This is a genomic window from Pseudomonas sp. URMO17WK12:I11, from assembly GCF_007677725.1.
Lineage (GTDB): Bacteria > Pseudomonadota > Gammaproteobacteria > Pseudomonadales > Pseudomonadaceae > Aquipseudomonas.
This window is the reverse complement of sequence record NZ_VEDF01000002.1, coordinates 460,845-479,843: the sequence shown is the minus strand read 5'-3', so window position 1 is coordinate 479,843 and position 18,999 is coordinate 460,845. Positions and strand designations below refer to the sequence as shown.

At 61.3% G+C, this 18,999-nt stretch carries 15 protein-coding genes; 11 read left to right on the top strand and 4 right to left on the bottom strand.

Annotation, left to right across the window (positions count from 1 at the left end; genetic code table 11):
* The first annotated feature begins 78 nt into the window (after positions 1–78).
* Positions 79–1,917: an MOSC domain-containing protein gene (locus tag FS665_RS05485; protein ID WP_145184576.1), complete on the top strand. Its 1,839-nt coding sequence runs from the start codon at positions 79–81 to the stop codon at positions 1,915–1,917.
* Between the two features lie 24 nt (positions 1,918–1,941).
* Here the strand turns inward: FS665_RS05485 and FS665_RS05480 are convergent, their stop codons facing one another.
* From FS665_RS05480 to FS665_RS05470, 3 genes are all read right to left on the bottom strand, one after another.
* Positions 1,942–2,745 carry a helix-turn-helix transcriptional regulator gene (locus FS665_RS05480; protein ID WP_145184988.1) on the bottom strand — a complete coding sequence of 268 codons (804 nt, stop codon included), beginning with the start codon at positions 2,743–2,745 and terminating at the stop codon, positions 1,942–1,944.
* An 84-nt stretch (positions 2,746–2,829) separates the two neighbouring features.
* The gene (eutH, locus tag FS665_RS05475; protein WP_145184572.1) at positions 2,830–4,062 is read right to left on the bottom strand and encodes an ethanolamine utilization protein EutH; all 1,233 of its coding nucleotides are present in this window, start codon (positions 4,060–4,062) and stop codon (positions 2,830–2,832) included.
* A 97-nt stretch (positions 4,063–4,159) separates the two neighbouring features.
* The gene (locus FS665_RS05470) at positions 4,160–4,924 is read right to left on the bottom strand and encodes an SDR family NAD(P)-dependent oxidoreductase (RefSeq protein ID WP_145184569.1); all 765 of its coding nucleotides are present in this window, start codon (positions 4,922–4,924) and stop codon (positions 4,160–4,162) included.
* A gap of 379 nt (positions 4,925–5,303) precedes the next feature.
* On the opposite strand from FS665_RS05470, the gene leuA reads away from it, so the two are divergent.
* The 10 genes from leuA to FS665_RS05420 all read left to right on the top strand — a co-directional run bounded on the left by leuA (position 5,304) and on the right by FS665_RS05420 (position 18,345).
* Positions 5,304–7,001 (top strand): 2-isopropylmalate synthase, encoded by a 1,698-nt coding sequence (gene leuA / locus FS665_RS05465; RefSeq protein ID WP_145184566.1) that lies wholly within the window; start codon positions 5,304–5,306, stop codon positions 6,999–7,001.
* 13 nt (positions 7,002–7,014) lie between these two features.
* Positions 7,015–7,749 carry a helix-turn-helix transcriptional regulator gene (locus FS665_RS05460; protein ID WP_145184563.1) on the top strand — a complete coding sequence of 245 codons (735 nt, stop codon included), beginning with the start codon at positions 7,015–7,017 and terminating at the stop codon, positions 7,747–7,749.
* Positions 7,750–7,895: 146 nt separating this feature from the next.
* Positions 7,896–9,362 carry an efflux transporter outer membrane subunit gene (locus FS665_RS05455; protein ID WP_145184560.1) on the top strand — a complete coding sequence of 489 codons (1,467 nt, stop codon included), beginning with the start codon at positions 7,896–7,898 and terminating at the stop codon, positions 9,360–9,362.
* Positions 9,359–10,516 (top strand): HlyD family secretion protein, encoded by a 1,158-nt coding sequence (locus tag FS665_RS05450; protein WP_145184558.1) that lies wholly within the window; start codon positions 9,359–9,361, stop codon positions 10,514–10,516. Before FS665_RS05455 ends, FS665_RS05450 begins: the two co-directional genes overlap by 4 nt.
* Positions 10,506–12,020: a DHA2 family efflux MFS transporter permease subunit gene (locus FS665_RS05445; protein ID WP_145184554.1), complete on the top strand. Its 1,515-nt coding sequence runs from the start codon at positions 10,506–10,508 to the stop codon at positions 12,018–12,020. Before FS665_RS05450 ends, FS665_RS05445 begins: the two co-directional genes overlap by 11 nt.
* A gap of 284 nt (positions 12,021–12,304) precedes the next feature.
* Positions 12,305–13,081, top strand: a complete 777-nt coding sequence (locus FS665_RS05440; protein WP_145184551.1) for a DUF3050 domain-containing protein — start codon at positions 12,305–12,307, stop codon at positions 13,079–13,081.
* Positions 13,078–13,425, top strand: a complete 348-nt coding sequence (locus tag FS665_RS05435) for a cupin domain-containing protein (protein ID WP_145184549.1) — start codon at positions 13,078–13,080, stop codon at positions 13,423–13,425. The genes FS665_RS05440 and FS665_RS05435 overlap by 4 nt, the downstream gene beginning before the upstream one ends.
* Before the next feature lie 18 nt (positions 13,426–13,443).
* Positions 13,444–14,373, top strand: a complete 930-nt coding sequence (locus FS665_RS05430; RefSeq protein WP_145184546.1) for a diiron oxygenase — start codon at positions 13,444–13,446, stop codon at positions 14,371–14,373.
* Positions 14,374–14,393: 20 nt separating this feature from the next.
* Positions 14,394–17,858, top strand: a complete 3,465-nt coding sequence (locus tag FS665_RS05425) for an amino acid adenylation domain-containing protein (RefSeq protein ID WP_145184543.1) — start codon at positions 14,394–14,396, stop codon at positions 17,856–17,858.
* Positions 17,859–17,877: 19 nt separating this feature from the next.
* On the top strand, positions 17,878–18,345 hold the full coding sequence (locus FS665_RS05420; protein ID WP_145184540.1) for an SRPBCC family protein: 468 nt from the start codon (positions 17,878–17,880) through the stop codon (positions 18,343–18,345).
* 65 nt (positions 18,346–18,410) lie between these two features.
* On the opposite strand, the gene FS665_RS05415 is transcribed toward FS665_RS05420, so the two are convergent.
* On the bottom strand, positions 18,411–18,836 hold the full coding sequence (locus FS665_RS05415) for a DoxX family protein (RefSeq protein ID WP_145184537.1): 426 nt from the start codon (positions 18,834–18,836) through the stop codon (positions 18,411–18,413).
* Positions 18,837–18,999: the final 163 nt, after the last annotated feature.

Sequence of the window (18,999 nt, the reverse complement as noted above, 5' to 3'; positions counted from 1 at the left end):
GTTCTGACGGAGTTCGGTGCGGACCCGGCCACTGCCCCTCCGGGCAGTGGCTTTTTTGCATCCGTGGCGAGCGACAGGGTGATCGGCATTGCATGCATCGAACAATTCATCCCCGTCAGGTCACGCTGGGCTTCAAGTGATTCCTACGAATTTGTGAAGAGGGCATGTCAGATGGCTCACGTCGTTTCGCTGTTCCGCTATCCAATAAAGGGCTTCAAAGGTGAAAGGCTGGACTGTGTCCCGCTGGAATACGGGAAAGGTTTTCCAGGCGACCGTGCGGTAGCCATTACACGAAGTGGAACGGCGGCTGGCGCCGCCCCGTATCAGCAGCTCACGACCAATGCGGCGCTTGTCCATTTTTTACCTGGCAAAAGCCTGGGTGCAGCGACGCTCCACGAAAGGCAGCCGGTGCCTCGTGGAGATTTGCTGACAGAGCCAGACCTACTGGCCGAATTTTTTGGTGTGCAAGCACGCGTTGTTCATCGAAACGACTGTCTCGGCCACTGGGATTTTGACGACTCGGCACTTTCCATTATCAATGTGAGGACAGTAGAGGCGCTGTCTACGCTAGCGGGCGTACCGATCGACCCCATGCGTTTTCGAGGCAATATCTATATCGATGCAGAGCCATTTTCGGAATTCGAGTGGCTTGGCAAAGGTGTAGATTTTGGTCAGTCCCGTCTCTCGATTATCCGGCCAATCAAGCGTTGCCGAGCGACGTCGATAAACCCCCAGACGGGCGAATTGGACATCAACATCCCCGCCCAGTTGAACCGACATTTCGGTCACATGTACTGCGGTGTCTATGCACAGGTCGAGCAAGCAGGAACGCTGCAACCTGGCGATAGAATTTCAGGCACGCAGGCGCCTTACGGCGAAAGGCTGGCAACAGCAGCCAAGGTTCCAAGAGCACCTTCTTTGACTACCTGGCCGCGCCCTGCAGAAGTCGTCGAGATTGTTGAGGAAGCACCGGGCATTCGCTCGGTATGGCTGCGAGACCCTCTAGCCGAGCTCGGCTCGCTGGACAGCTTTGTGGCTGGGCAGCATGTCGCAGTTCACCATCTGGCAACAGATGGCACGTGGCGCCGCTATACCGTGTCAGGCATCGAGGATGATCGGCTACGCATCACGGTGAAGCAGGGGAGTGGTGCCGGCTCCCAAGCCATTCATGCATTGGAAACAGGACAGCGCCTGCATCTGACCGGACCTTCCGGCCCAGATTCGTTCAGCCTGGACGCTCCAGCTAATCTCTTTCTTACAGCGGGGATAGGCATAACCCCGACGATCACCAAGCTCACAGCACTTGTGCAAGCACATTACCCGCGTCCTGTGCGAGTCGTGCACACCGTGAAATGCAGCGACGATTTAGCGCTGTGGGGTGAGGTCACTAAGCTGGTAGGGCAGCTAAGCCAAGGTGCTGTCGCCCTGCATGTGACCGAGGGGAACAGTGAAATTGAAGGCGCGATCAACTACAGGCCGGATATATCCGCGTTAGCTACCGACGCTGCCGAGCGTGGCGCTGCCATCCATGTTTGCGGGCCCGAAGGCTTTCAGGGCCAGATAAAGAACAGCGTGGTTCAAGCGGACGCTGTGGATCGGCTGCACATGGACAGCTTCGCGACCCCTGACAGTCCAGTGGAAATGCGCAAAATTCCCGAATGTGGGCCATTCCAGGTCACGTTCAGCAGGTCAGGTGTCACTGCATCATGGCAACCCACAGATGGAACCCTCCTTAGCTTCGCAGAAGCCAAGGGGCTGGTATTACCTGCCCATTGTCGTGCTGGCATATGCCAAACCTGTGATTGCGCCGTATTGGACGGGAAAATTATTCCCCTGATTGATGCCGATAGCGCTAAACCCGGGTATGCGCTCATGTGCGCGTCCGTACCGGGGACTGATATCACCGTTGATTGCTGAATCAGAGATCAAGCACCAGCGAGGTTAACTGTTCTTGATGAGATAATTGATAAACAAACGAAATAATTCCGCATTCCCCGCAATGCCCAAGCGCTGCCAGATATTATGCCGGTGCACTTTCACCGTACCTTCTGAAATCCGAAGCTCGCGAGAGATTGACTGGCTGCTGTGGCCCTGCAGGATAAGTTTGGCCACGAGGCGCTGGGTTTCGGTCAACTGGCCCTGGAGGATATCAACAAAGGCGTCCTCCAACTGGCTGTCCGATTCCTGCGGATCTGCCAAGTCCTGTGAGTGAGCCAGCTTCAGGTGCTGGCTGAATATCGCGTCAACCAGGGGCGTTAGTGCCGCCAGCGACTGTACTTCTCTGGCCTCGAACGCGCCCTTTTCGAGGCCACGCATCAGCGAGTACACCAGTGCAGTACGTGGGCGTATCGGGACAATGAAGCCCATTTCCTCAATCAAGCTACCGTGATGCGTCGAGACGCATGGGTGGATGTCATGAGAGATGGCAAATCCGGAGGCGAAGAAGCTGTCTGGGGCCAACTCGCTCATGCGCCAAAGGCCAGAGGGATGGTTGTTGGTACAGGCGACGTAGAACGGGTCGAGCAGATAGCCGCCGCGCAGGTAGGCTTTCAAGGTACGTTCGGATACCCGCTGATTGTAGCCGTCATGAATGAGCAGCGCGGGCTGGTTGAAGCGAAACAGGTAGGCGCAGCTCATGTCGAAATCAACCACGCCTTTGAGCGCAGTGTCGAGGGCCGGGCCCAGTGCTTCGCTGCCGATGCTGTGAATGACCGCGCCCAGGCGGTTGGCGTCGTCGCTGTTCATTGCGGTTGCCCATGCGGTGTGGAAGAGGGCGCGAATGCCGCCCGGCTGTGCAAGCCCGAACGGCATTGAACGATGCCTGGACTGTCAGTGCAACGGTGCACTGGCGGGCAGCAGCTCGGCCTCCTCTTCCTGACGGCCCAGCTCCAGTGCTTTGGGTACCGCCAGCCAGTAGGCCAACAGCATGCCCAACAGGCCACCGGCGAGTTTGCCAATGATCAGCGGTCCGATCAGCGTGGGCTGGAAGTTGGCCGAATAGGCCAGGTGATCGCCAAAGGTGAAGGCGGCACACACGGCAAAGGCAATCACTAGCACCTTGTCCTTCGGTGGCATGTCGGCCACCAGGCGGAACATCGCCAGGATATTGGCCGAAGCGGCGAGGATGCCAGCTGCCCCCACCGGCGACAGGCCTAGCTTCGAGGCCACCTTCTCGATCGGCCGCGACAGGAAGCGCTTGATCAGGTAGACCATCGGGAACGCACCGCAGAGCATGATGCCCACGTAGCCGGCGATCTCCAGGGCGCGGAACTGGTCGGCCTTGTCGGCGATGATCGGCGCAAAGCCCCAGCCACCGAACAGCGAAGTGAACACACCGGTAAAGTACTCGACGATCGAGGCCACCAGCACCAGGGTCACCGCCGCATACATCAGTTGCCCGAGCTTGAGGAACAGGCTGACCATCAGGTTTGGGAAGTAGCGCAGCGCCGCCGCCAATGCCACACAGAACAGGATCAGCGGCGACAGGTTGCGCAGCAGGGTCGGCAAGGTGAAGTGCAGTGCCTGCGTCGCCACGCCGGCCGTGGCGATGTCCGGGCGTACGGCCAGGCCCATGGCCTGCATGCCCATGGCGATGAACACGATGCTGATCGGGATGCTCAGCAGCCCGGCCATGATGCCCAGGGCCATGTACTTGTGGTCGGCCTTGTTGAGCATGGCCAGGCCCACCGGGATGACGAAGATGACCGTCGAGCCGCACTGAAAGCCGGTGATCAGTCCGAGGATCCAGCCCTCGGGGCTGTGCGACAGTGCCTGGGCCAACTGATAACCACCCAGGTCCGAGGCGATGAAGATCGGCCCGGCGATGCCGGCGTCGGCACCCATGGCCAGGAACAGTGGGCCGATGACGTGGCTGATGAAGCTGGAAATGAACGGGATGGCGGCCATGATACCGGCCACCGGGATGAAGATCGGGCCGATGCTGTGCAGGCCGGCGGTGAATTCCTTGGCCAGCTCGGATTCTGCGTTGACGATCGAAGCGATCGCGCCGATCACGGCGCACACCATGATCACGTAGATGACGTAAGTGCCTATGTTTTCCATCTGCTGCCTCTGTCTTGTTGGAATTGGCTTGGGGGCAGAATTGAAGGGTGTTGCTGTTCTTGTTGTGGGTAGCCGGCAGCGCGCTGCCGGCCGGGTGTTACATGGCGGTATAGGCGTTGTCGACGAACAGGTGCGAGCCACTGACGAAGCTCGACTCGTCACTGGCCAGGAACAGCGCGGCATTGGCCACTTCGCTCGGGTCGCACAGGCGCCCCTGCATGGTCTTGATCGCCTCGTCGGAAGCGTCCACGCCATAACCGCGCAGCAGGTCGAGCTCGCGGCGGCCATGGGCGGTACCGATGAACCCTGGGCAAATGGCGTTGCTGCGGATGTTCTGGTCGCGGTACTCCACGGCCAGGGCGCGGGCGAACATGTGACAGGCGCCTTTGGTGGTGCAATACAGCACCTCCATCGGCGTGCCGACTACGGCGGAGATCGACGAGGTGCAGATGACGCTGCCACCGCCAGCGGCAAGCATGCCCGGCAATACGGCCTTGGTGACTAAGAACATGCTTTTGACATTGACGCTCATCAGCCGATCCCAGTCGGCTTCGCTGGTTTCCAGGAACGGCGCGGCGGCAATGATCCCCGCGTGGTTCATAAGCACGTTGATTGAGCCGAAATGCGCCTGGCCCTGAGTTACAGCACGGTGCACCTGGTCGGCCTGGGAAACGTCGGCGGCAACGAACAGCGCCTGACCGCCTTCGGCATTAATACGTGCTGCCACGGATTCGCCTTGGCTGGTCGGCAAGTCGAGGATGATTACCTTGGCGCCCTCGGCAGCGAACAGGTCCGACGCTGCCAAGCCACAGCCGCCCGCGCCGCCAGTGATCAACGCCACCTTGCCTTTCAAACGATCCATGCAGAGGTCCCTCGGTTGTTATGGTTGTGGTCCCAAAACTAGAGCCGAGGTTGCGTGCGGTAAATATACCTCAGGGTATATCCAGGTACCGAGCTTGACTTTGCAGCGAGATTTTCACCATTTGCAGCATGCAAACCGACCTAGTCATAGCACCTGTATCGTAAGGCCGCACAGCAGCATATTTTACAAAATTGAATCAAGTAGCAAAAAATAACCCAAAATCGCTATCAAACTGAAATTTGAATGCACTGAAGGCGCTTGTAAAGCAAAAATTAGCAATCCTTCTCAATCCAATCCATCATAAATTGGATCCAATGCTAGAGTAAGCGGTCATCACCCAGATGACCTCGCTCATCGCCCGGCAAAGGAGCCCGCCACCATGATGTTGAAAGATCCCTCCACCAAGTACCGCCATTTCAACGTCGTCGATCTGCCCGATCGCACCTGGCCAAGCAACGTGCAGAAGGCCGCGCCGGTGTGGTGCAGCGTCGACATGCGAGACGGCAACCAGGCGCTGATCGAGCCGATGAACGCCGAACGCAAGCGGCGTTTCTTCGACCTGCTGGTCAAGGTCGGCTTCAAGCAGATCGAGGTGGGCTTTCCGGCGGCCTCGCAGACCGACTTCGACTATGTGCGCGAGCTGATCGAAAGCGGTGCTATTCCAGACGATGTCACCATTCAGGTCATGACCCAGGCGCGCACGCATCTGATCGAGCGTACCTTCGAGGCGCTCAAGGGTGTACCGCGGGCCATCGTGCATGTCTACAACGCCACTGCGCCGGTGTTCCGCGAGGTGGTATTCGGCGTGGACCGTGCCGGCTGCATCGATATCGCCACCCAGGCCACGCGCGAGATCAAGGCCCTGATGCAGGCCAATCCGCAAACCCAGTGGACCTACCAGTATTCGCCGGAGACCTTCTGCTTCACCGAGTTGGATTTTGGCCTGGAGATCTGCGATGCAGTGGTGGCCGAGTTCCAGCCAACGCCGGACAACAAGATGATTCTCAACCTGCCTACCACGGTTGAAGTGTCGACGGCCAACGTGTTCGCCGACCAGATCGAGTGGTTCTGCCGACAGGTGAGCAACCGCGACAGCCTGATCATCAGCGTGCACCCGCACAATGACCGCGGTACAGGCGTTTCTACTGCCGAGCAGGCCTGCCTGGCTGGGGCCGAACGGGTCGAGGGCACCTTGTTCGGCAATGGCGAGCGCACCGGCAACGTCGACATCCTGACCTTGGCGATGAACCTCTACACCAGTGGTATCAGCCCGGAACTGGATTTCTCCGACATCATCCATGTGCAGCGTGAAGTCGAGTTCTGTAACCAACTGCCGACCCACCCACGCCATCCGTACGCTGGCGAGTTGGTCTTCACCGCGTTCTCCGGCTCCCATCAGGATGCCATCAAGAAGGGCTTTGCCCACCGCCGCAACAATCCCGATGGCTACTGGCAGATTCCGTATCTGCCCATCGACCCTGCCGACATGGGCCGCAGCTACGAGGCGGTGATCCGGGTCAACAGCCAATCAGGCAAAGGCGGGGTCGCTTATCTGCTGGAGCAGCAAGGTATCGTCCTGCCGCGCCGTTTGCAGATGGAGTTCAGTGGTCTGGTGCAGCAGGTCGCCGATGCGCAAGGTCAGGAAGTGACCAGCGAAATGATTCTGTCCTGTTTCAACGAAAACTACCTGCAACAAGGCAAGCCCTATTCGCTGACCCAGCCAATGCTCACCAGCGACGAAAGCTGCACCTACGTCAACGCGCAGCTGGTTCACCAAGGCGGGCGCCTGCCGTTGAGCGGTCAGGGTAATGGTCCCTTGGCAGGCCTGGTCAACGCGTTCGCTGCCCAGGGCCTGAACTTCGACATCGCCGACTACCATGAACATGCGGTACGCGACGGTGCCCAGGCGGAGGCGATCGCTTACGTGGAGATCCGCATCAACAACCAGTTGCTGTTCGGGGTAGGGCGCGACAGCAGCATTCTGCAGGCCTCCTTGCAGGCACTGGTCAGTGCCGTATGCCGAGCCACGCGCCAGGGCCTGCTCCAGCCATTGGGCAGTGCCGTGGTCACGGCCTGAGGCGACCATCGGCATGCAAACGTTAGGAATGGACTATGGACATGGCGAGGTGGTGGCCAGCCATTGCCACGCCGATGATCAGCTGGTATATGCCGCCCGGGGCGTGATGCGTGTGCGCAGTGACGACGGCAGCTGGGTGATTCCTTGCGGGCATGCACTGTGGGTGCCTGCCGGGGTCAGCCACGAGATCCGCATGGAGGGTGAGGTTTCGATGCGTACCTTGCTGCTCAGTTCGCGGGTCGAGCAATGCCAGGTCATCGTGGTGTCGGGGCTGTTGCGCGAGCTGATCCTGGCGGCTTCGCGCATGCTTGGGCAACGCGACGAGGCATTCGGGGAGCATGTGCGGGCGCTGATCCAGCGCGAGCTGGAAGCTGCGCAGCGCATCAATGCCTACGTACCGCTGCCGCGCCATGCGCGGCTGCGAGCCTGGTGCGAGCGCTTTCTCGATGACCCCGCGCAGGACCTGACGCTGGAACAATGCGGCGAGCAACTGAGCATGAGCTCGCGCAGTGTCGCCAGGTTGTTCCAGCGCGAGGTGGGCATGTCGTACGGCGAATGGCGCGCCCGCGCCCGGATGATGCTCAGCCAACGCTGCCTGGCCGATGGCATGCCGATCATCAACGTCGCCCTGGAGCATGGTTACCAGAGCGCCAGTGCCTTCGCCGCCGTGTTCAAGCGCATCCTTGGCTACACGCCAAGCGACTGGCAGGGCAGCTTGCAGGCCAGCGCTGAGCCGCACCTGCATTGATCCGACGCCAAGGCGGGCTGCCAGCAATGCCAGCCCGCCGCCTGGCAAGTTGTCCCGATCGCGCGCGTGGTTGTCCCGGTCAAGGGAGAAGCGCTGCAGGCGCCCTGGTTACCCTGGCATCACTCTCCCAGACGTGAATCCCTGTGATGCCTGTATCGCGCTCACTCCCATTGCTGGCGGGTCTCGGCCTGTTCGCATTGTTGCCCGCCTGTTCCTTGCATACTCCAGACGCATCGTCAGGGGCGACCCTGCCTGCCGAGGCCCGTGGCGATCTGCCTGAGGGCATCAGCGAGCAGAAGCTGCCTGAGCAATGGTGGCAGCTGTACCACGATGCGCAGCTCAATCACTGGGTCAAACTGGCGCTGGCGCACAACCAGGACCTGAGCCAAGCCGAAGCCAACGTCAAGGCCATGCTGGCCGGCATCCAGGAGTTCGACGCCCAGCGCTTGCCGTCGACCACCACCCGTTTCGCTGCGATCTATGGCAAGAGCGCCGACGACCAGACCTTGGCCGAGGCCACCGACAGCCACGCACCCTCGCAATGGACCTTCAATCCCGGGGTCGAGCTGGCCTATCAGGTCGACGTCTGGGGCCAGGTACGCAACAGCATCGAGCGCGCCAAAGCGCAGGCGGCGGCCTCGCGCGAGGCGCTGCGTGAGGTGCGCCTGGAGGTGGTGGCTCAAACCAGCCGCGCCTATATCGACCAATGCGTGTACGGCGCTCGCCTGCATGAAGCTGAAGAATCACTGCGCACGCTCAACGAAAGCCTGCGCCTGAGCGAACGCCAGCGTGAAGGTGGCATAGCCACCGAGCTCGATGGCGAACGCCTGCTGAGCTTGCGCGAGCAGGTCAGAGCCGATCTGCCGATGCTCGAAGCGCGCCGGCGCGTGGCGCTGTACGAACTGGCGATGCTCAGCGGGCAGGAACCGGCTGGCTTCAACGTTGCCGCGCAGGCGTGTCGCAGCATCCCGGCGCTCGCTGCACCCTTGCCAGCAGGCGATGCCTGGCATCTGCTGGCGCGCCGCCCGGATGTACGCAAGGCCGAGCAGCAATTACAGGCTGCGGCGCTGCAAGTGAGCATCGCCAAGGCCGATCTGTACCCCAAGGTGAGTTTCGGCGCATCGCTGACCGCCTCTGATCATCACCTGGCCAACCTGGGCGACAGCCGCTCGGTGATGTTTGCCATCGGCCCGCTGATCCAGTGGGAATTTCCCAACATCAAGGCCAATCAGGCGCGGGTGAGCAAGGCCCAGGCGCTGCACGAGGCCGCCGTCGCGCGCTATCGGGGCGCGGCCCTGGCAGCGCTCAAGGATGTGCGCCAGGCACTGGCGCGCTTTGATGGCGAGCGCCAACGGCTGCTGGCCTTGCAAGCCGCCTTGGCGCACAGCCAGCGTGGATTCGACCTGGCCTCACTCAACCACCGCGCCGGGGCCTTGGATGCTTTGGCGCTGCTCGATGCTCAGCGCGACCTGATCAGCGTGCGCGACCGTCATGTGCAGGCCCAGGGCGACTTGGCGCGTGCGCAGATCAATGTGTTCAGGGCCTTGGGCGGCGGTTGGCAAGCGCCGAGCCCAGCCCAGGGCCTGGCTGGCGAAACTGGAAAACGACCATGAATGTAGCTGTTGAAGAACCGACCCTGGCCACCGAACAACGCGAAGCGCACGCCGCTGCCCGCAAGCGCGCCCGACGGCGATTGCTGACCTTCGCCGGCGCGACGTTGCTGGTGATCGCCATGCTGGGCTTTGGCGGCTACTGGTACAGCACCGGACGCTACCTGCAAACCACTGACGACGCCTACGTGCGCGCCGACTGGGTCACCTCCAGCTCGCGCGTGCCGGGGTTCGTCGCCAAGGTCGAGGTCGAAGACGACCAAGCGGTGCAGGCCGGGGATGTGCTGGTACGCCTGCAGGACCGCGACTACCAGGCGCGACTGCAGCAAGCCAAGGCCGAAGTCGCCGAGGCGGAAGCCGCGTTGGTGGCCGCCCAGGCGCTGGCGCAGGTGGCAGGTGAGCGCATCACCCAGCAGCAACAGGCGATCGTCCAGGCCGAGTCGCTGCTGCAGAGCGCCAACGCCGAGCGCCGTCGCAGCCAGTTGGACGTGCAGCGTTACCAAGGACTCGTGCGCGACAGCGCAGCCACCGCACAGCGCCTGGAAACAGCCAATGCCAGTGCCGTGCAAGCCCAGGCCGCCTGGCAGGGCGCGCAGGCGCAGTTGCGCGAACGCCGCTCGCAGCTGGCGATGGCCAACGCGCAGGCAAGCTATGCCCAGGCCCAGGTCAAACAGCGCCAGGCCGCACAGGCCAGCGCGCAAGCACGGTTGCTGCTGGCCCAACAAGACCAACAGGACACGCTGATCCGCGCACCGATCGCCGGGGTCGTCGGTCAGCGTCGGGTGCGCGCTGGCCAGCATATCGTGGCGGGCCAGCCGCTGCTGGCAGTGGTGCCGCTGCAGCAGACCTATATCGTCGCCAACTACAAGGAAACCCAGCTGGCGCACATGCGCCCGGGGCAGCCGGTGCGCATCAGCGTCGACAGCTTTGCCGACCGTCAGCTGCAGGGCCGGGTAGCGAGTTTCTCGCCCGCATCGGGCAACGTCTTCGCCTTGCTGCCTTCTGACAATGCAACCGGCAACTTCACCAAGATCGTGCAGCGCTTCCCGGTACGTATCCTGCTGGACCAGCCTCTCGAAGGGCAACCGATCCTACCGGGCATGTCGGTGGTGACAACGGTCGACACGCGCCCAGCGGAGCCTGCCGATGAGCAGTGAGCAGCCGGTAACGCTGCGCGCCTGGGTAGCAGTGCTGGGCGGCTTGTTCGGCTGCTTCATGGCCGGTATGAATGTCCACGTCACCAGTGCGGCGCTGCCAGAGATCCGCGGCTCGCTGGGCGCCAGCTTCGAGGAGGGCTCGTGGATCTCCACGGCCTATTTGGTCGCCGAAATCGTCATGATTCCGTTGACGGCGTGGCTGGTAGAAGTGTTCTCGATGCGCCGGGTGATGTGGACCGGCTCGTTCATCTTCCTGCTGGCATCCATCGCTTGCTCATGGGCTCCCAACCTGCAGACCATGATCACCCTTCGCGTCATCCAAGGGGCTGCTGGCGCGGTGCTGATCCCACTGTCGTTCCAGCTGATCATCACCGAGCTGCCGGCCAGCAAGATGGCCATGGGCATGGCGCTGTTCAGCCTGGCCAACAGTGTGGCCCAGGCGGCCGGGCCCTCGATCGGCGGTTGGCTGACCGACGCCTATTCCTGGCGCTGGATTTTCTACCTGCAGCTGGCGCCTGGAATCGCCTTGCTGGCTGCGATTGCCTGGTCCATCGAGGCCAAGCCGATGAAGCTCGAGCTGCTGCGTCACGGCGATTGGCTCGGCATCGCGGCGATGGTGATCGGCCTGGGTGGGCTGCAGATCGTGCTGGAGGAGGGCGGGCGGCTGGATTGGTTCGGCTCGCGCTTCATCCTGGCCATGACGGTGATCGCAGCGATCGCGCTGGTGGTGTTCATCGCCACCCAGCTGTATGGCAAGCGTGCCTTCATCAATCTGCGCCTGCTGGGGCACTACAACTTCGGCGTGGCCAGCGTGGCCATGTTCATCTTCGGCGCCGCCACGTTCGGCCTGGTGTTCCTGGTGCCCAACTACCTGTCGCAGCTGCAGGGCTTCAGTGCCAGCGATGTTGGCGTGGCGCTGATCGCCTACGGCGTGGTGCAACTGCTGCTGGCGCCGTTGATGCCGCGCCTGATGGGCTGGACCAGCGCCAAGTTCATGGTGGCCAGCGGCTTCTTGATCATGGCGCTGGGGTGCTGGATGGGCGCCAGCCTGAACGCCGATAGCGCCGATAACATCATCATTCCCTCGACCGTGGTCCGCGGCATTGGCCAGCCTTTCATCATGGTGGCGCTGTCGGTGCTGGCGGTGGCCGGACTGGACAAGCGTGAGGCTGGCTCGGCTTCGGCGGTCTTTTCGATGCTGCGCAACCTTGGCGGGGCCATCGGCACCGCTGCCCTGACCCAGGTGGTAGCCAGCCGCGAGCGCTTCCACAGTGAGCGCATCCATGAACAGGTGAACGTCTTTTCGCCAGGCCTTCAGGAGCGGCTCGGGCACACCTTGCAGACCTGGCTGCCGGCGCAGCAACGCCTGCTTGAAGGGCTGGCCGCCACCGTTCGCCGTGAAGCCTACCTGATGGCCTACAGCGATGCCTTCTATGTGTCTTGTCTGGCGTTGCTTGGCTGTGCCTTGGCGGCGCTGATATTGCGCACGCAACGCGCCAAATGAACGAACCCTTGATCAGTTGATGAATATTTAAAGGACGAAGCGCAATGGATTGCATATCGAATTTTGACTAAAAAGTCAGCGTAAGTGCGACGTGATATGACGCGGGCAACTTATAATTAAGTTGCCTATTTGTCGTGCCTGTAACTTTGTTCAAACTAACAAATTTAATAATACAAAGTGTTGATTTGTAACTTGTGATGACATAGTTTTTTCGTGGCCTGCAAAAAGGCGCCGGTATAAAAAATAACGCTTGAGTCACGACAGCCCTGTTGAACGAGGTAATCATGCACGACCAGAAAGCCGTTCTAGAAAACATGAAGTCCGAACTCGGAAAACACCCTATCTTTGCCGAGATCGGTTCGTTGCCTGTCTTGCGTACTTTCATGGAAACCCACGTGTTCGCGGTGTGGGATTTCATGTCGCTGACCAAGCGTCTGCAGCAGGAGCTGACCTGCACGGCGCTGCCGTGGTTGCCGCCTGTCGACCCTGCTGCGGCGCACCTGATCAATGAGATCGTTCTGGGCGAGGAATCCGATCAGAACCTCAAGGGTGGCCACTACAGCCACTTCGAACTGTATCTGCACGCCATGCATGAGATCGGCGCCAGCACCCAGCGCGTCGAGCAATTCGTTGCGCTGATGCGCGAAGGCGAGAGCCTGGAGCAGGCCCTGCTGCGTTGCGAGGCTTCGCCTGCGGCTGTGCGCTTTGTCACCAATACCATCGAAACGGCGCTCAATGCCAAGCCCCACGAGGTTGCCGCTGCCTTCCTGCATGGCCGCGAGAGCGTTATTCCACGCATGTTCCAGACCATTCTGGACGACTGGGACATCGGTATCGACCAGGCGCCGACGTTCCGCTACTACCTGCAACGCCATATCGATGTCGACTCCGACGATCACGGCCCTGCGGCCGAGCAGTTGCTCGAGCGGCTGGTCAAAGGCGATGCCCAGCGCCAACAGGAAGTGTACGCCGCTGCCATCGCAGCCGTGCAAAGTCGCCAACTGCTGTGGGACGAACTGCGCGCCGAAATGGCCGAGCAAGCGGTCGAGTGTGTGGCATGAAGTTCGCGGTCATCGAGCAGGATCACGCCGAGTGGCAAGCAGTGCCCAGCGAGCGTGGCATCACCCTGACAGTGTTCAAGGACACCTTGGATGCTGCCACCCGCACCGGCGTACGCACGCGGCTGGTGCGCTTTGCGCCAGGCGGCGGTACCCGTGAGATCTATACCCATGACTATCACGAAGAAGTGTATTTGATCGAAGGCGATCAAGTTGAGCATGCGGCCCCCGGTCGTCCACTCAAGGCGTACGGTGAAGGCAGTTACTTTTACCGCAACGCGCACACCGAACACGGGCCTTTTCATTCGGAAAACGGCTGCCTGTTGTTCGAGGTTCATTATTACTGAGTGGCGGGGCATACGAAGATGAATGCACACGACTATCAATCGTTCGCTGAGGTTTGGGAGCGTCGCGCCACCATCCGCACGCGTCCGCGGCGAACAGTGGAAGATGATGGGAAGTTGATATACCCCACCAGCCGTCAACCGCTGGTGACCAGCGAAGTGTTTTTGCAACACTGCCCACACCTGACCAACTTCGCGCTGGTGCAGAGCCTGTATAAGTTCATCAATGATGTGGTGATCTTCGAAACGGAAATTGTCGACAAGACGGCGCGTAGTATCGCCAAGGACAACTTCCCGATTCGTTTCCCGTTCGCCTGCCGCTACGACGCCATGACCGTGGTCGTCGATGAGGATTACCACGCGCTGGTGGCGATGGACTACCTGCAGCAGACCATCGAGCTGACCGGTATCCAGCCCATTGCCCTGCCCCAGGAAATCGAGCTCAGTCGCTCGATTCCCAAGGCCATGGAGATGGCGCCGGAGCACCTGAAAGCTGCCGTCGAACTGATCTGCGTGGCGGTTGCGGAAAACACCCTGACCAACGATGTCGCAGCTTTCGCCCGTGACGATACCGTCAAGGAGTCGGTCAAGGGGCTGATGGCCGACCACCTGGCCGACGAGGGACGGCACTCCAGTTTCTGGGCGCGCCTGACGCGCATCTACTGGAGCGCAGCGCCGGCAGCTGACCGCGCGATCATCGCGTCGATCCTGCCAGTGTTCCTCCAGCACTACTTGACCAACGACATCCAGAAGCACTTCGACCTGTTGCTGATCGACAGTCTGGACACACCTGAGCACGTCAAGCTGGCCTTGCGTGAGGAGGTCGAGGCCATGGCCTTCCCCATCACTGCCGGGCATCCGTTGGTGGGCAACATCATGCGCTTCTTCCAGACGAGCACGATGCTCGAAGATCCAGCCGTCCAGGCCTCGCTGGCTACCTATCGGCTCTGACTTCAACGCAAGGAACTCCGATGAGACGTTTAGACATTCTGCTGTGCGGGAGCAGCCTTGCGCTGTCCCGCCTGGCCGGCGAGCTGCGCCAGATGGGCCACCAGGTTCACCTGCTGCAAACGCCTGCCAGTTTCGACCATTGGCAATTGCACGCCTCGGACCTGATCGTCGATGACGCGACCCTGGCACCGTGGCCGGAGCTGGGCGAAACGCGCCAGCTTTCGCTACAGGTCGCTGCCGATCAGCTGAGCCCGATGGCAGCCGTGCAGCTGCTGGTGCTGACCCGCGAGGGCGAACAGCCCTGGCAATGCCTCGAGCGGCTGGATGTCCCTGAGGAGGCTTCAGGCAACGGCGCGGACCTGGTGCTGAACGCCATGCAGGAGGTGGTCGAAGCTGCAGCGGCTCACATCAGTGGCTTCTCGCGCAACGAAGCGTATTTCAGTCAGTGCCGACTGCAGGCTTTGCCAGCGAACCCATTGGCCGGGCTCGATCAGCTCGATAGCCTGGCGTTCACCCATCGCTGCAACGCCACCGACGTGCCTGCCCTGACCACGGCCGCCGCCACCTCGTTCATCGCGCGCCTGGCGCACGCCATGGTGGTGCATCAGCACGCTCCGGCGCTGCTTATCGAGGGCCGCCAGGTCAGTTATCGCGAGCTGCACGCCATGACCGTGGCGATTCAGGAGCGCTTGTTGCCGCTGCTGGCCGACCAGCATGGCCAAGCGGTGGTCGCTGTGGCCTTGGGCAAAGGCCTGGCGCTGTACGCCTCGGTACTGGCCGTGCTGGGTTGCGGGGCCGTGTACCTGCCGCTCGATCCGCAGCACCCGCTCGAGCGTCGTCAGATGATCGTCGAGCACGCCCAGGCCAGCGTCATCATCCACGAGGGTGACCTTGGCTTCTCTGCAAACCACCATGCGCTGGATGTGGGCCATCTGAGTGCGGTGCATCACGGTGCCGATGGCCATGCTGCCGTCGCCCTGGCAGCTCATCAGTCGCTGATGCGCAGTGCGTGGGACAGTCAGCGCGCCTGCGTGGCCATCTATACCTCCGGAACCACAGGGGTGCCTAAAGGCGTGCTGCTCTCGGTGGCCAACCTCAGCCACTTCTGCGCCTGGTATGCCGAGCATGTGCAGATTGGCGCGCAAACCCGGGCCTTGCAGTTCTCCACGATCAACTTCGATGCATCGATGCTGGACATCTTCCCGACGCTGATCGGCGGCGGTTGCCTGGTGGTACCCAACGAAGATCAGCGCCGCGACCCTGCGGCGCTGGCGCAGCTGATTGCCCAGGCGCAGGTCAGCCATGCCTTCCTGCCACCTGCCTTGCTCAGCATCATGCCGCTCGAGAGCCTGCGAGGCATTGAGCACCTGGTGACCGGCGGTGATGTCTGCGAGCCGCACGTCATCGACGGGCTGGGTGGGTATTGCCAGTTGCACAACATCTATGGGCCGACCGAGACGACCGTGTTGGCCACCAGCCGGGTCATGCGTGCGGGTGATTCCAACCGCCTGCTGGGCATGCCGATCGCCAACACGCGGCTGTATCTGCTGGACGAGCAGGGCATGCCGGTCGGCCAAGGGCAAACGGGCGAGGTCTACATCGCCGGGCCTGGCGTGGGGCTGGGTTACCTGAACAACCCCAGCGCCACCTTGGAGCGCTACTTGCCGGGGATCGGCGCGCTGCAGGGCGAACGGCTGTACCGCACGGGCGACCTGGCACGCTGGGGCAATGAAGGTCTGCAGATCATCGGCCGGTTGGACAACCAAGTAAAAATCCGCGGTTTCCGGGTCGAACCGGAAGAAGTCGAGCACGTCCTGCGCGGCAGCAACCTGTTCGCCCAGTTGGCCGTGGTCATCGATGAGCAACGCCGTATCGTGGCGTGCTTCGCCGAGCCGCGAGACGGCGATGCAGCCGCGGCCCTGCAGGCCTTGCAGGCACATGCCGAAAAGCATCTGCCTGACTATATGCGTCCGTCGCGCTGGCGCCAGCTCGATACGCTACCGGCCACCGCCAATGGCAAGGTCGACCGCAAGGCATTGCGGGCACTGCCCGACGATCAGCGCCAACGCCAGGTGCGCCACGCGCCGCTGAGCGAAGGGGTGCAGGTGCTGTTGCCGATCTGGGCCAACCTGCTGGAGATCGAGGCCGACGAGATTGGCTTGGATGACAGCTTCTTCAACCTGGGCGGGCATTCGATCCTGCTTTCGCGCATGCTCATGGATATTCGCGATGCTTTCGGCAAAGGCGTTTCGATCAACCGCTTCATCGAGCAGCCGACCTTGGCCAATCTTGATCGCTTGCTCGCCCAGGACGAGGCGGCCGAGGCCACGGTCAGTCCCAAGGCATTGGCCGATGCCAACCTCAGTGTCGACCTGAACGTATTGCCCCTGAGTCAGTTGGGCGACGTGCACAAGGTCATCGTCACAGGCGCCAATGGCTTCCTGGGTGTGCACATCGTTGAAGCCTTGCTCGAGCTCGGTACCACCGAGGTCGCTTGCCTGGTGCGCGGTTCAGCCGGACAGACCGCGCAGCAGCGCTTCGCCCAGGCGCTTGTGGATAACCGCCTGGAACACCTCGACATGAGCCGTGTTCGCGTGCTGGCGGCGGATATCAGCCAGCCGTTGCTGGGCCTTGCGCGCGAGGAGTACGAGCGGCTCGACCAGGAGTACGGCGTATTGATCTACAACGCCGCCAACGTCAACCATGTGCTCGACTATGAGTCGCTGGTCAAGGACAACGTGGCACCTGTCATCGAGTGCCTGAAACTGTGCGAAGGGCGAAGCAAGAAGATCTTCAACTTCATCTCGACACTGTCGGCGTCCAGCAGCGTGGACAGCAGTGGTCGAGTGCTGGAGGCGCCGCCCGCACCCACGCCGCCGATCTACATCCGCAATGGCTACAACCTGTCCAAATGGGTCGGTGAGCGCATCCTGTGGAATGCCAGCGAGCGAGGGGTCAAGGTTAACCTGTACCGGCCGGGCAACATTGCGTTCAACACTCGAACCGGTGTTTGCCAGCCGCATCAGAACCGCTTGATGCTGATGCTCAAAGGCTCGTTGCAGCTCAAGGAAGTGCCGCAATTGTCGCTGAACTTCGACCTGATGCCGGTCGACTTCCTTGCGCGCTTCATCGGTTTCCACGCCAGCCGTCACACCGGCACTCGCGCCGTTTTCAACCTGCACAACCCCGAGCCGCTGAGCTGGGATGCCTACGTCGAGGCGTTCCGCCCCATGGGCCACGACTTCAAATGGGTGCCGATCAGCGACTGGCAGCGACGCTTGTCGACCATCGAGAGCGACAACGCGCTGTTTGGCGTGGTCGGTTTCTACCTCAATGGCTTCGAAGAAGACATCGGCGACATCTCGATGATCGAGCACAGCAATGCCCGCCACGGCATCGACAGCATGGGCGAGCAATACCCCCTCAAGAGCCCTAATCTGCTGCGCCTTGGCTGTGAGTTCTTGAAAGAAATCGACTTCATCTAACCGATCAAAGGAGCTGAACATGCAACATTGCGAACCCGATACCCTTATCCAGAACCCAACCGGCACCCCAGTCGTCGCCGCCGTGACGGTCAACGCCGACGCGCGCAGCGTGTGGAACATCGTCGGCAACTTCGCCGGCTTCCCGGTATTCATCCCGGCGCTTTCGCACATCGAAATGACCGGCACGGGTGTGCGTTCCGTGCGCAAGAAGTTGTTCAAGGACGGTAACGTGGTCATCGAACAACTCAACAGCCATGACGATCAGGGCATGGTCATGACCTGGTCGCTCATCTACACCTCGCTCAATATCGGCAACCTCTGGGCGCGCATGGAAGTGGTCGAGCAGGGACCCAACCAATCGCTGGCAACCTGGACCATCATCGGCGAGCCATACAAGGGCACGCCTGAAGACCTACCGGCCTTCCAGACCTTCTTGCAGGGTTTTGCCGACGGCGCGATGGCTAACGTCAAGCAAATGTTCGCCTGACTTTCGTTGCACCTGCCAAAGCCCTGGCTCGATGCCAGGGCTTTGCTTTTTCCGCCTTGGCCAATTCAACCGGCCAGCGCTGTTGACGCCCGTGCCTTGATGCGGGCCTGAAGGGCGTCCACGCTCAGCGCACCGCCACCGAACGCAGCAATCTGCAGCAACCCCCCGGCAATCGAAATGTTCTTGAAGAAGTTGATGAACTGACCCTGGTCAGCAAGGTTGCTGTGGAACGCCACGGCAGTCACTACGGTAAACAGCGCCATGAGCACAGCCACAATGCGCGTTTGAAAGCCGATGATCAGCAGCGCCGCCAAGCCCAGCTCGACACCCAGCGCTGCGAGATAGCTCAACAGCGGGAAGGGCAGGCCGCTGGATTCGATGTAGGCGAGGGTGGCGTCCGCAGCCGCCAGCTTGCTGAAGCCGCTGAGCAAGAAGAGGGCGGCCAGCAGTAGACGACCGGCGACTGCGGCAGTTGCTGAAAAAGTGTTCATGTTGAGGCTCCTGATTATGCGTTTAAATGACTGAACGGCGTGTTGCCGTCGCGGTATGGATGCCATTTTGCGCATGCAGTTAGAGCAAGACAATTGCATGGTTGAGTGAATCATTGTTCCAATTTCTGGGACAATCAACTTACCCTGGCTTTGATCAGAAAAT